A 15,067-nucleotide genomic window follows, 5' to 3' on the forward strand; every position below is an offset into this window, starting at 1 on the left:
GCAAATGTATTTATTCGTGTTATAAATTCAAACAGATATTTATTAATTACCAAAATTATAGCGTAAGGTTAAACCTGTACGCAATGTGGTTTGCGGATAAGCAGTAGATATTGCATACTCCGAGAAGGAATAATCGCAGTAAAAAATTGCGGTTAAATTTTTACTAAACGCATAATCTGCGGTGTATTTTAATCCCCAAATGGTTTGTCCCGACGTTACTTGATTATTTTCTAAATCTAAATATCTAATAATGGTTTTATTGTCGCGTACCGATATATCGGCTTTCATATTAATATCGCTTACTATGGTTTTATTTGGCCCCGCTAGTTTCGATTTCATGCGTACTTCTTTTATACGATACCCAAGACCCAACACGTATTCGTTACCTAAAATTTCGGTCATTAAGTTATTATCAAAACTCAGCGATAAAAGCCTGTCTTTTCTAATCTCTGCTAAAATCTTCACCGAATTTTGCATTTCGAAATCCAAACGAATTAACGGACTAAACATTTCGGTTAAGTTAATATTACTGTATACGTTTTCGTTTTTATAATCGCCGGATTGATTAAACACATCGTTTGGTTGGTCTTCGTAATCGACACTAAAATCTACCACATTATAATCTAAATTGGTTCGGAATTGGTTAATAGTGTATGATGAGCGATACCCGTGGCCAATAGAGAAGCGTTTAAAATTCTTTTTAAACCAAGCCATTTTCATAAAACCAGTATATTTTAAATCCCAGTTCGGTAATGGTGTGTCTCTAAAAGCACTTAAACTTACGCCGCCGGCATCTTGCCCTTGGTAAGCCGCTAAAAATGCTGGTAATAACACGCGTTGACTCGTTTTACCGAATCCTAACGGATAGCTATTAGTGTCTCCATTTTCGAAATTGTCTGGATTGGTCATATCTACACCTGCGCGTTGAGCTAAACGGCGAGAAACTGTTAATCGGTTTGATCTAAACTCGTCGAAAGCCTCTGAACTGGTTTCATCACTTCTACCAAACGCTGTTTTTAATAATACTGTAGAAATATTAAAGTTACCATACGTATTTGGGGTTAGACTTTGATATTCTAAATCCTGCTGATCTACATAAAAATTCTCGGTTAAGGTTTCGGAATACAACCTATTAAAAATAAGGTCTATTTTTAAATCGCTAACAGGCTCTAGGTTTGCAGAAATGTCTAACTGCTTATTGTGGTTTTCGGTATACTGCTCGTTAAAACTTTGGTACGTTGTTAACCAATTATTTCTAGCCGCCAAATACCGTATGTCGCGTTGGCTACCTATAGTATATCCAAATGTTGGCTTAACTGTACCAACAAACCCTGGCGTTTCTAAATACCCTGGCAAATAAGTTCCGTTACTTTCTTGATAATTAACCTGAACCCGTTTTACCATAGTTATTAAATCTATACCGGCATTTAACAGTGTGTTTTTCTTAGCCTTTGGTGCTGGTTGCGCATTGGCTTGCCCTTGATCTAAACCAGATCGCGGTGTTGGTTGCGGAGCCGAACGTCGCGCTGGTTTTTTTACCAATCCTAAATACTTGTATAACTTAGTCATGTCCATAGACGAGTTTAAAGTATGCGTATTGGCATTTTGTATGCTGTTTCCTAAATCGTAAGTCTGTCCGTCTATAGATAAATCGCCGTATAAATCGGAGCCTTTTTGCCACTGAAAATCTCCTGTGTAAGAATAAGAGGCCTGAAGAAAACTTAGCGTTGGTATTTTATATAATGGCAGTTCGTAGTTTATGCCCAACTGCTGATATTGCACGTTAGGATCGCCGACATCTAAAAAGCCATCCCAAACATCTAAAGTTGGGTCTTGCTCGCCATTAATAATATTATCTACAAAATAATTTCTTACAATATTATTATTTGAAGCTGTAAAGTTTAACTGAAGCGCTCGCGTAACATTATAACTGAAATTATACTGGAAATCGAAGGTATAGTTACGTCTAAACAATTCTTCAATTTCTATATTACCAGCACCCAATTCTACCTCTCTAAACTTTTGTTTGTTGTAATTTCTTAAAATGCTAGAACTTACCGTAAACGTTGTTGGTAGATAGTTGAAATTAAAATCTTTTAAAATTTTCCAATATTTACCAGTAAACAACGAATCGTTTTTCTTAAACGGCTCTATAGTTTTTGGTGTAAAATTATAAGCATAATTCGCTCCTAAACGCACCGTTTTATCAATAGAATTTTCAATTTCGAAATCACGATGTTCTACTTTATTGTACGAATAATTTAGGGTGAAGTTTTCGACATCGTAAAAATGAGGCTTAGCTTCGTTGGTTCTAATTTTTCTAACACCAATAAAATTAATACTCTTACGCTTGGTATAATTTTCGTTAACTTTTAATACCGAATCTTTATTGGTTGCATTTTCTAATTGCTGGTCGAGTTTTATATCACGATAATACTCATCGTATTTAGGCGTAATGGTTTCTTCGCTTACACCATAATTAAACGGAATTTGCACGCCCCAGGTCTTTGGTAGTAACTGCCCAACGTTTACGTTGGTTACCATATCGTACTGCTGAACATCTTCTAAACTGCGTTCGCTTGGCCCTTGTTCTATAGTACCGAAACCAGACGTACTTTGTCTACCTGTAGCACTTACGTTAGCAAAATCGGCTATGTTAGAGTCCATACTTACAACGGCTGCCCAACCGCCTTCGTTATCCATATCAGACAAACGCAGTTCGTTAAACCAGTATTCGCCACAAGACTCTATACCCGATGCGTTTTTAACCCCTAACATTAAGGTTCTGATATCTCCAAAATTTGGATTTCCTTTAATCCCTATACGATGTTGCCTTAATTCGTAACCACTGTAAGGATCATCTACACTCTCCAATTCTCCTTCTACAACATCATAGAAAACAGGATCTTCATTTGTTAGGGTCATATCATTCAACCCTTTAGATTTAATTTCCTGCAGTAACTCCAAAGGCAGATTAATTTCATTCTCATCTGGCCATAGTGCTGCTCTTGAAGTGCCTTCGCTAGGCTTCAACGGAATTTCGATTTGATAGTAGTTTTGGGTTAAATCGTTACCCATTCTTATGAATGCTACAGAATAATCTCTTAACCCTAAAACGCCTTCTTCTTCGGCATGTATAAACATTCGTAAACGTTTGTACTGCCTCATGTCTATACTAATGTTCTTGTAAACTGCTCTAGAGTCTTCTGGCTCCAACCCACAAACATTTACAACTAACGATTGTTCGTTTTGTTGTATTACCGTGTTGTTGTTATACAACTCTTCTGGTTCTACATCTGGAGGAGATTGGTAAATCCCATTATTTTCGATAGTACCAATAATACCCACCGAAAATTCTGTTTGCGGGTCGTCTGGCGTACCATCATTCTTATCTAAAGCCAAAGTATAACGTCTCCAATCACTACGCACTAAATCTAGAGTACCAAAACGAAACACAGTTTGTTCTGTAAAGTCTTTAACATACATACGAGCAAAACGCACCGATCTTAAATCGGTTATACCATTTACAGCTTTGGCATTGGCACCTTGAACAGGAATACGAATTTGGTACCATCTTACATTTGTAGACTGCCCGTTAGGCAATTGTCTTGGCTCTACTTTTATATCCTTAATATATTCTTTTAATGGGTTTGAATTTGGAATATTACTTAAATCGGATGGATTAAGCGGTAAATTTTGTCGGGTTAATTCCAATTCGTATTCGTAATAACTGTCTATGGTATTCATAGTGTTATCGCGGTTAATGTCTTCTACATCGGGTTGGGTTGTAGAACCACGATTGGTATCGGTAAAAGTTTCTGGCGAGTTTCCATCTACTCCGTTATACTGCTTATAACGATCGAAAATGCCTCCGCTAGTATTTAAAAAATAGGTATAGTTATCGTTTGCGGGATCGGGTCCAAAATTAGAACCAAAAGCCAATGCTTCTTCCTCATCGTTATACCCGTCGTAACCAACATCCTGATTGGTACGCTCCTGCCCCTGGCTATCGAATGCATACACTAACGATTGGTTTTGCGGCACTACTGTACCCCAATCTGTTGTAGGGAGTAACGACGAATTACCATCTCTCGGCAATCCATTCTCGTATTGCTTTCTACCATCTTTTAAAACATCTTCCGAAATATTCCCTAAGTTAAATACCAACTTTCCTCCTGGATTACTCTCGTTTTCTTGAAACGGGTCTTGCAGCCAGAATTCGATATATTCCACATTCGCTTGTTCAAAATCTGTAGACGTTAAAGCTCTCGTAATACCTGCCCAACTGTTTTCTGGATCTGAAATGGTGCCATTTGCTACAGTGGGATCGAAGTTGTACGGCCCACGCTCTTCTGGATAATACACCAAATCGAGAGTATTTAAAATGGTAGATTGCCCCTGCGCGATGCCTTGATTTGGGAATAATTCTTGAATAAACACCCGGCTGGTATACAAGCCCGACATCTCGTTATCTGAAATTTCTGAAGGCCGCTGACTCGAATAAAATATAGGATCGATCTGGTACCAGTTAAGCATTGCTCTTTGGTATCCGTTTTGTATACCATTTTGATCTTCGTTTGGATTTGACGGTACACCCAAACCTAAAGGTCTACTCGACAAAAACCAAGATTGCTGCGATTTTAGTTCGATAGCATTTTGCGAACCTTCAAAATCATCTACATAAGCTGTCGCTTCGCCATTAAAATCGGTGCCTTTCGGCGCTCCTGGTTTTAAATACGCAAACTCACCTCTTACCGAAACATTAGAAGGCACATCGGTATCTATATTTGGTAATTTATTTACCAAACGGGTTAAAAATGGGACTTCGGTTGAATAGTTTCCGTTAAACCCGAAAATACTGTTATTAATAGGCTCGGTACTATAATTGGCTTTCTGGGTAATCGGGCGTTCATGAAGGTTTAAAAACGTAGCTCCTAAAACAAATTTATCGCTAAACTGATGTTCTACATTCACCCCCATAAAACGTTTGGTTTGCTGACCAAAAACGGCATTATTTTCGGTCGAAACCTGTATTGGTGTATTGGATGCTTTTAAAGCTTCGTCTAAAATTTGCACCTGACCTAACTGATAGTTTACGGTATAATCTATACCTTCTACCAACACACGTCCGCCAGCAGTAACCGTAACCGAACCTCTTGGCACATTAAAAGCACCTATTGGTATGCCATCGCCACCTGTAGATTTATATCGTCCTTTTAATTGAAACTTATTTTTTTCGGCATAATCTAAAGCCTTGGTCTTCGTTACGCTATACAGTTCGTTGAATACATATTTTTGTTGGTTCGGGTTATAACTACTAGGAACCTCGTAATCTGCATTTTCGGATTGTATATCTAATATATCGAATAAATATTCTCCAAAAGGTTCTGCTTTTGTGAAAATGATTTTACCGTTTTCGGGAATCACGGTTATGTTTCTTACAAAATCGAAAAAACCGTCTCCGTTAGCTTGCGGATCACCGTTATAATTCAATTTATCGAAATTGAATAAACGCAATAACGGGACTTCCTGAATAGGCTGTCCATTAAACGTTGTACCAAAATCTCCTCCTACTGGCGAAATATAATTTAAAGGCGACGCTTCGGTATAAAATATATTTAATTTAAAATCTTCTTGTGTTAATTGATACGCTCCAGTATCGTAAATGTTTTTCATCATCAGCTTCCAAATAGGCTGATTAACATTTGTAATCGGGCTTTTTAATAATTTTAACACCAAGTTATTATTAGTAACTTGCTGCGTATCGTTACTATTATCTACTCCCGTAGCATCTACTCCATCATTTGCAAATTCCCCTACTTGATACACATTCCCACCAACGGTGTATTGAAAAGCAACGGCTAAAATTTCGTCGTTTGTTAAACGCTGGTTTAACGAGATGTACCCTAATTGCGTATTGTAGGTATACTCGCTACCTTGAATTAATTTTCTGGCGTTTTCTAATTTACCGTAATCTTGACCTTCTGCGGTTCCTGGCACTAAAATACCTGTTTGCACCGTAGCAATGTCTCTAACCGAATTTGTTAACTGAGAACCTGCCCCACCTATATTTGTAGGATCGTAGGCGTTATTTGGGTTATCTGGAAAGGCATTAGGTCCTGCAAATACATTTACATCAGAACCAATTAATTCTGGATTAGATTCTCCCAAATCTTGAAACGCTACAATATTCCTTACATTTTCGGTACTATTGCTTCGGTTTGTAATCCATGCTTCAATACGGGTAATCTGTACATTGGTATTTATAAACGGATAATTCGCTAAAGCTTCGTCGTAATGTTCTCTAAAGTATTGAGCTAAAAAAAAGTGTCTGTTTTCGTCGTAATCTCTGGCAAAAAGTTCAAACTCTTCTAGCGTTCCGCCACCTTGGGCTACTACCGTTCTAGTTTCGGATTTCTGCTCGGAAAAAATTCCAGTTACTGTGGTTCTTCCAAATTGTAATTGTGTTTTTACACCAAATAAACTTTGTGCTCCTGTTATAAGCGAACTGTTTAAAGGCATACTAACGTTACCAACTTCTATCTTCTGGATGATGTCGTCTTCGGTAGGTGTGTATTCTAATTTTATAATATTTTGAAAATCGAAAGTCGATTGGGTATCGTAATTGGCATTTACCTGTAATCGAGTACCTACCTTACCTAATAAACTTAAACTGATGCGCTGATCGAAATCGAAACTAAAATTACTTCTGTTTCTTGGCGAAAATGCGGGATTATCTTGTTTAGAAAATAATACCCCAAGATCCATCTCTACCGATCCCTGCGGAATTACCTCTATTGTATTACCTCCAAAAATAGATTCGAAAAAACCAGAGTTGACATAAAATTCGGGTAAAAGATTTTTTTGACCATCTTCGGTGCCTTTCTTTTTCCCTTCGAAAGCATCAATTTTCTGTTTGTAATACGATTTTACGCCTTCAGCTTTTACTAATTCTTCGTATTCTGACGGAGTTAATATTATAGGATAATTAATATTAAAATCGCCTACAGATTCTGTATAAATATAGCGATCTGTAAAGGCATCGTAAGTATATTTAGAGACTATACTATTCGGGTTTGGCATATGTATACGCCCCAAAGTATGCCCTGTTTTTACACTATCCTGCTCTGTAGTTGGCACTACCTGAGCAAAGCCTGCAACCGTAACAAAAAATAGTAAAAAGCATACTACATAACGTTTTATAGTACTATTAAAAGCATTCGTATTGGTTGTATTCAAAATCTATTATAAATTTTTTAAAGCTAGTTTTATAATGGTTTCTACTGTGGCATCTGGTTGCGCTGCAATAATTTTATCGACCACACGTTCTGCTGGTTTTTTGACAAAACCAAGAACTTCTAATGCAGATAACGCTTCTTCTTTGTTGGTATTGTTTACAGACAAAGAAACTTCGTCGATATCGTAAATCTTAAGCACTTTATCTTTTAAATCGATGATAACACGCTGTGCCGTTTTAGCGCCTATTCCTTTTATAGATTGAATTAAAGCTACATCGCCCGCGGCTATACCTTCGCGAACTTGTTTTGGTGTTAAAGACGACAACATGGTTCGGGCTGTACCAGCACCAATACCACTAACCGAAATTAACAATCTAAACATATCGCGCTCTGCAACAGAAGAAAACCCATACAAAGTATGGGAGTCTTCTTTTACTAAAAGTTGGGTGTATAATTTTAAATGTTCCTGATCTGGAATTTGAGAATATGTATGCAGCGAAATGTTTAAGAAATAGCCCACCCCATTACAGTCTATTACAACATGGGTTGGGTTCTTTTCTACCAATTTCCCCTGAATATGTGAAATCATTTGACTTGGTTTGTTAAGGCTTCAAATGTAATAAAATTATTTGCATTATAAACCACTCAAATTCAACCGGTTCTTAATCACGTTTTTCTTTGGTTTGCGCATCAACTACCGCTATAGCTGTCATGTTTACAATTTCGTCTACACTTGCGCCTAACTGTAATATATGAGCTGGTTTGCGTAAGCCTAACATAATAGGCCCAATAGAATCTGCCTTGTTTAATTCTTTTAACAATTTATAGGTGATGTTTGCTGCATCTAAATTTGGAAAAATTAAAGTATTCACCTTTCTACCAGCTAATTTTGAAAATGGAAATATTTCCTGAAGCATATCGCTGTTTAAAGCAAAATCTGTTTGCACTTCTCCATCTACAACTAACTCTGGCATTTGGCGGTGTAAGATACTTACAGCTTCCCGTATTTTTGATGCATTTGGATTGTTAGACGATCCGAAATTAGAATACGATGTCATGGCAATTACAGGTTCTAACCCAAACATTTTTACGGCAGTCGCAGTCATTTTTGTTATGGTCGCTAAATCTTTTGCCGAAGGATCTACATTTATGGCTGTATCACTTAAAAACATAGGTCCGCGTTGGGTCATCATTAAGTTTGTAGTTGCCAATCGTGTAGCGCCTTTTGCCAAGCCTATAAGTTCTAAAATAGGTCTTACAACTGTAGGATAGGCTCTAGAATATCCAGAAATTAAGGCATCGGCATCGCCTTCATTAACCATCATGGCTGCAAAATAATTACGCTCGCGCATTAAGCTTTGAGCCGAATACATGGTAACGCCGCGACGTTTACGTTGCTCCCAATACACTTTTGCATAGCGGTTTTTACGTGCGACTTCCTGATCGGATTTCGGGTCTATAATTTCTACATCGGCATCAAATTCCAATTCTTCCATTAAAGCTTCAATGGCTTCTCTTCGTCCTAATAAAATCGGAATCGCAATACCTTCGTCGTATGCAATTTGAGCTGCCTTTAACACATCCAATTTATCGGCTTCGGCAAATACCACACGCTTTGGATTCATTTTTGCCCTATTAATAAGCAACTTCAATAACTTATTATCTGAGCCCAAACGCTCTAACAATTCGTTTTCGTACTTCGCCCAATCTGTAATTGGGTCTTTAGCTACGCCACTTTCCATAGCCGCTTTAGCTACTGCAGGAGGCACTTCGGCAATTAAACGCGGATCGAATGGTTTCGGAATAATATAATCTTTACCAAAAGTTAATCGGGTTTCGCCATAAGCGATATTTACCTGTTCTGGCACAGGCTCTTTTGCTAATTTAGCAAGCGCTACAACCGCAGCCATTTTCATAGCTTCGTTAATTTTGGTTGCGCGAACGTCTAAGGCACCTCTAAAAATAAAAGGAAACCCTAATACATTATTTACTTGGTTAGGATGGTCGCTGCGTCCAGTTGCCATAATAATATCGTCTCGGGTATCGATAGCTAATTGATAATCGATTTCCGGATTAGGGTTGGCCATAGCAAATACGATAGGGTTTGCCGACATACTAATTAACATGTCTGGGGTAACAACATCGGCCATAGATAAGCCTATAAACACATCGGCATTAACCATGGCTTCTTCTAAAGTATCTATCAGCTTATGAGTAGCAAACTCGGCTTTTTCGGCAGTTAGGTTTTCACGATCGTCGCGAATAACACCTTTACTATCTAACATAACCATATTTTCGCGCTTGGCACCAAAGGCTTGGTATAAACGCGAACAGGAAATGGCTGCTGCACCAGCGCCACTAATTACTATTTGTACCTCTTCAATATTTTTTTCGGCCAATTCTAAGGCATTTATTAACGCCGCTGCCGAGATAATAGCCGTACCATGCTGATCGTCGTGCATAACAGGAATGTCTAGTTCTTCCTTTAATCGACGTTCTATTTCGAATGCTTCCGGGGCTTTAATATCTTCTAAATTAATACCTCCAAAAGTTGGGGATATTTTTTTTACTGTTTGTATAAATTCTTCAACGTTTTCTGTATCTACTTCAATATCGAATACATCTATATCTGCAAAGATTTTAAATAACAGCCCCTTGCCTTCCATTACAGGTTTTCCCGCTTCGGGTCCTATATTTCCTAAACCTAAAACTGCTGTTCCGTTAGAAATAACAGCCACTAGATTGCCTTTAGCGGTATACTTATAAACGTTTTCTGTATTTTTTGCAATTTCCAAACAAGGCTCGGCTACTCCAGGAGAGTAAGCTAATGCTAAATCTCTTTGTGTAGCATATTTTTTGGTTGGTACAACTTCTATTTTTCCTGGTTTAGGTTTGGCGTGATATACTAGAGCTTCTCGTCTTTTGCTTTGCTTACTCATAAATTGTATTATTAATGACTTACAAATGTAACAATCCTATAATATAAAGGCTAACAATTTTAAAAACTTGATTTTAAAAAAGAGGATTAGGTAATACATTTAGAATTTATATCTTTAAACCCTATCTCTGTAGTATGTTGCATCGGTTATTCCTTATTTTATGTTTATGCTTAGGATCTTTGAGCTATAGCCAGGAGGTTATAGACCAAATGATAGATAGCCTTAACATAACAAATCTGCCTTCGGAAAAAATAGATTTGTGCATACGCATTGCTAACAACCTTAATAATACAGATTTTGAAAGAGCAATTACCTATCTGGAATTAGCAGAAAAAGAAGCCAAAGGTTTAAAACAACCTAACCATGAGCTTGCTTCTATTTACTATGCTTTTGCAAACATCTATTATGATAAGGATGTTTTTGATGTAACCCTGGAATATTACCAAAAAGCTTATAATTTATATGCCGAAGAACATAACGAAGAAGCCCTTGCAAAAGCCGAAAACAATCTAGCTATTATTTATGCCCGTTTAAATAATGAAGAAAAAGCTTTAGAGCATTTTAAATCGGTTTACGACTTTCAAACTAAACAAAACAATCCGTTACGATTATCACAAATCTTAAATAATATAGGCACCTTATTTTTAGAGAAAAATATAGATTCGTCCTTAAATTACTACAATAAAGCTTATGCTATTTCACAAAATTTGGGCGACTCTGCAGTAAATGCACATATTTATACCAATTTGGGCCGCGCATACTCGATTAAAAAAGATTCCGTACAAGCATATACTTTCTTTAAACTGGCACAAAAAAATATCCCTAAAAACAACACTAAAGCTAAAAGTTTTGTTTACCAGATACTCTCTGAATATTTTTTAGACAAAAAACAAAACGATTCGGCTATTTTTTATGCTCAAAAAACATTGGACTTAGAGCAAGATATTCCGTATTCGTTTACCAAGCAACATGCTATTAGCACATTGTACAAAGCGCACTTAAACCAAGGTAACTACAAAAAAGCCACAACATACTTCGAGTCGTTTAACACCATTCGAGACAGTTTAAATATTGAAGAAAAAGCCGTAAATGTAGAACGCTTAAAACTAGAACAAGAATACAGAACACGTGAAAAAATACAGAAGCTCGAAACCGAAAAAAGAAATATCACCTACATTCTTATTGGATTAAGTCTGGTAGCGGGCATACTTATCTTGTTTATTTTACTAATTAAATACCGAAATAAAATAACCCAAAATAAGCTAGAACAAGAATTACTAGAAAGTAAACAACAAGAACTTAAACAAACTTTAGAAGCCAAAAATAAAGCACTTATAGGTAAAGCAATGACCGAAATGCACAGAACAGACATTGTTAATGGCATTTTAAAAGATTTAAAACAAATAAAACTAAAGGCGGTAAAACGAGAAACCCAACAAGCTATAGATTTTATTTTAAAACGCTTACAATTAGATTTGAATACAGATATCTGGAAAGAATTCGAAGTCAGTTTTGAATCTGTACACAAAGACTTTTACGTTAACTTAAGCGATAAACACCCCGATTTAACACCAAAAGACCGCAGGCTATGTGCGCTTTTATATTTGGATTTAACTTCTAAAGAAATTTCCCAAATTACAGGTCAAAGCTTCAAATCTGTAGAAAATGCTAGAACGCGATTACGCAAAAAACTAGACCTTACCAACGAAAAAATAAACCTTTCTACGTATTTAAACTCACTGTCTTAAACAAAATACAGGATTAGTTTAACTTACTAAAAATCAAAATGTTAATTTATTTTGAGTGCTTTTGTAATGTCTAAAAAACCCGTTTGAGTGTTTTAGAATGGCTTCATTTTTTTATACCAGCTAAAAACCTTTATAGTTTTACAGCGCTGCTTTAACACGCTTTGTTATGAATTCAAAACCAAATAACAACAAACAAAAAACGCTGGAGGAACTTCTAGAAGATAGTGAAATAAAAAAAGAAGCCTTAAAAAAAATCATTGAAAAAATAGACAAAAAGACTAATCCTAAATCAAAATAAATATGAAAAAAATTACACTTTTAATAGCTTGTTTCATTTTTAGTTATGCTATGCAAGCACAATGGAGTACTAACACTGCCGAAAATACACTTTTGGCTTCTGGTGAAGCGGCCAGCCAATATTCTGTTTCCGATGCCGAAGGCAATATTTACACCATGTTTTGGGTAAATGTTCCTGCTCCAAAATACTACGAGTTGCGCTTGCAGAAAATAGATGCTGCTGGCAATAAAAAATTTGGAGATAACGGTAAATTGGTTAGCGATAATATAGACATGCTATCGTACATTACGGTTAGTGATTTTGCTATAGATAGTGCAAGTAATTTATACCTAAGCGTAACCGCTACGAATAGTAGAGATGGTCTAGTTTTTATTTTTGATAAAGACGGTAACAGTTTATGGGATACCAATCTAAATATTGGTCATGCTTATAAAGTAGAAACACTGCCTTTAACCAGTGGCGATATTTTAGTTGCCTCTATAAACGAAAATAGCGATAGTGTACTCCAAAAATACACTGGTAAAGGCGATACCGTTTGGACTAGCCCAGTTACACACAATCTACATGTTGTAAGCTATATGTTTGAAATGTCTGATGGAAGTGTTATGGTTATTTACAGTAAACGTAATAATGCAGGTAGCGATACGTCGTCTGTACTATATGCGCAACGTTATGATGCAAATGGCACACCATTATGGAATAAGATGACTCAGCTTTTCAATTCTAGCTATAACGATTATTATAATATTCCACATTATGGGTTTCAAGATGGAGACCAAGTATATGTATCGTATAAATTGGCACAAGGCAACAGCTTTCAAGCCTATGTACAACGTATAAATCCAGATGGCACTTTACCTTGGGGTATAAATGGTAGCGATTTTTCTACACAGTTAAGCTTTTACGAAAAAGATGTAAAATTAGCTTTCGATTCTGGTGCAGACCATTTTTGGGCGGTAGCACCATTTACAACTACTAACCAACAATATGTTGCAACCTATGTGCAGAAATTCGATAAAAACACAGGAGCACGCCTTTTAGGAGACCAAGCGAAGCAAATTGTGCCATACAGCTCCCCTGCTATTTTAGCTGTAGGCGAGTTACAATTATATAATGGCAACCCAATGCTTTTAATTGCTTCGGAATACGAAACCAATATTGCGCTATTAGACGATAAAGGTGATTATGCTTGGCCAGAAGAAACCAAACCACTTGCTACATTTTCTGCATCGAAAGGCAGCTATTCTTTTCTTAAAATTAAAGACAACGAATTTGTAAATATTTTTATTGAAGCTAAAGAAAACAATAAGCCTCAACTTTTTGCCCAAAATTATGTTGCCCAAACCTTATCTGTAGATGATGTTTCAACTACAAACAACATTCGTTTTAAAAACCCTATTCAAAACGAATTGTCAATCAAAAGCACTAACGCTATTAAAAATATAACTGTTTTTAATATGCTAGGTAAGCAGGTTTACAGCAACTCTAATTTAAATACAACTTTAATTACCATAGATTCTCAACATTGGAATTCTGGTTTGTATTTAGTTAATCTGTCGCAAACTAACGGACAAACCGCTTGTATTAAAATTATAAAACAATAACCCTAATTACTAAATCCCCCAAATTTACCTTAAACAGTAAACTACGATAAGGGGCTATCTCAAAAGTTAATTTTTCGTCAATCTGAATTTATTTCAGATTCTCATAATTATTGATTTTCAATATGGTGAGATTCTGTGTGAAGCACAGAATGACGCATTGTTAAACTTTTGAGATAGCCTCTTTCTATTACTTTAAAAAATCAATATTGCGTTTTAAACCCGAAAATTTAGTACGTTTTACTGCCGATTTTTTAAATACCTTTTTAAAGGTGTCTTCGGTAATTTCGTCCCAATCCTTCTTAGTCAGTTCTAACAAATCGGGATTCGGATTGAATAAGGGCTCATTATGCGGTTTCGAAAATCGATTCCACGGACAAACATCTTGGCAGACGTCACAACCAAACATCCAATCGTCCATTTTATCCCGAAATCCGGTAGGAATATTATCTTTTAGCTCAATCGTTAAATACGAAATACACTTACTGCCATCGACCACATAAGGCGCTATAATCGCTTGGGTAGGACAAGCGTCTATACATTTAGTACAAGTACCGCAATGGTCTGTTGTTGGGCTATCGTATTCCAGTTCTAAGTCTACAATTAATTCGGCTATAAAATAAAACGATCCCACCTGCTGGGTTAATAAATTACTGTGTTTACCAATCCATCCCAAACCACTTTTAGCCGCCCAAGCCTTATCTAAAACCGGAGCAGAATCTACAAAAGCGCGCCCGTTAACCTCGCCTATGTTTTCCTGAATAGCATGTAATAATCCTTTAAGTTTATCTTTTATCACGAAATGATAATCGGTGCCGTAAGCATACTTTGAAAGCTTATAACTTTTAGTATTTTGAACTTGGGAAGGAAAATAATTCAGTATTAACGATATAACGCTCTTACTGCCTTCAACCAATTTGGTAGGATCTAAACGTTTATCGAAATGATTTTCCATGTACTGCATTTGGCCGTTCATGTTATTGTTTAGCCAATTTTCTAAACGCGGTGCTTCAGTTTCTAAAAATTCAGCCTTGCTTATACCACACGACAAAAAACCGAGGCGTTTGGCTTCGGCTTTTATAAACTTAGTATATTCTTGTTTTACGCTCACGAAGCAAAATTACAATTTTCAATCATGCAAATCCTAGATGAACTACATCCTAATAAAAACAACTAAAGAATTATATTGGAAATCCAGAATTTAGAGACGCTACAAATTAAAAACTAAAGACGGTATTTTGTT

At 36.4% G+C, this 15,067-nt stretch carries 7 protein-coding genes; 3 read left to right on the forward strand and 4 right to left on the reverse strand.

Annotation, left to right across the window (positions count from 1 at the left end; genetic code table 11):
• Positions 1–42: 42 nt before the first annotated feature.
• The 3 genes from sprA to ACR9EA_RS15375 form a co-directional block, all read right to left on the reverse strand.
• The gene (gene sprA, locus ACR9EA_RS15365) at positions 43–7,239 is read right to left on the reverse strand and encodes a cell surface protein SprA (protein WP_435134987.1); all 7,197 of its coding nucleotides are present in this window, start codon (positions 7,237–7,239) and stop codon (positions 43–45) included.
• 6 nt (positions 7,240–7,245) lie between these two features.
• Positions 7,246–7,827: a Holliday junction branch migration protein RuvA gene (gene ruvA, locus ACR9EA_RS15370; protein ID WP_435134989.1), complete on the reverse strand. Its 582-nt coding sequence runs from the start codon at positions 7,825–7,827 to the stop codon at positions 7,246–7,248.
• 73 nt (positions 7,828–7,900) lie between these two features.
• Positions 7,901–10,177: an NADP-dependent malic enzyme gene (locus ACR9EA_RS15375; protein WP_435134991.1), complete on the reverse strand. Its 2,277-nt coding sequence runs from the start codon at positions 10,175–10,177 to the stop codon at positions 7,901–7,903.
• A 179-nt stretch (positions 10,178–10,356) separates the two neighbouring features.
• On the opposite strand from ACR9EA_RS15375, the gene ACR9EA_RS15380 reads away from it, so the two are divergent.
• The 3 genes from ACR9EA_RS15380 (at position 10,357) to ACR9EA_RS15390 (ending at position 13,827) form a co-directional block, all read left to right on the forward strand.
• Entirely contained in the window at positions 10,357–11,925 is a 1,569-nt protein-coding gene (locus ACR9EA_RS15380; protein WP_435134993.1) for a tetratricopeptide repeat protein, read from the forward strand.
• Between the two features lie 166 nt (positions 11,926–12,091).
• Entirely contained in the window at positions 12,092–12,223 is a 132-nt protein-coding gene (locus tag ACR9EA_RS15385) for a hypothetical protein (protein WP_435134995.1), read from the forward strand.
• 2 nt (positions 12,224–12,225) lie between these two features.
• The gene (locus tag ACR9EA_RS15390; protein WP_435134998.1) at positions 12,226–13,827 is read left to right on the forward strand and encodes a T9SS type A sorting domain-containing protein; all 1,602 of its coding nucleotides are present in this window, start codon (positions 12,226–12,228) and stop codon (positions 13,825–13,827) included.
• Between the two features lie 187 nt (positions 13,828–14,014).
• Here ACR9EA_RS15390 and queG read toward each other — a convergent pair whose 3' ends face one another.
• The gene (gene queG / locus ACR9EA_RS15395) at positions 14,015–14,935 is read right to left on the reverse strand and encodes a tRNA epoxyqueuosine(34) reductase QueG (protein WP_435135001.1); all 921 of its coding nucleotides are present in this window, start codon (positions 14,933–14,935) and stop codon (positions 14,015–14,017) included.
• Positions 14,936–15,067: the final 132 nt, after the last annotated feature.

It is taken from the genome of Formosa sp. A9 (assembly GCF_051200825.1).
In the GTDB taxonomy this organism is placed as follows: Bacteria; Bacteroidota; Bacteroidia; order Flavobacteriales; family Flavobacteriaceae; genus Formosa.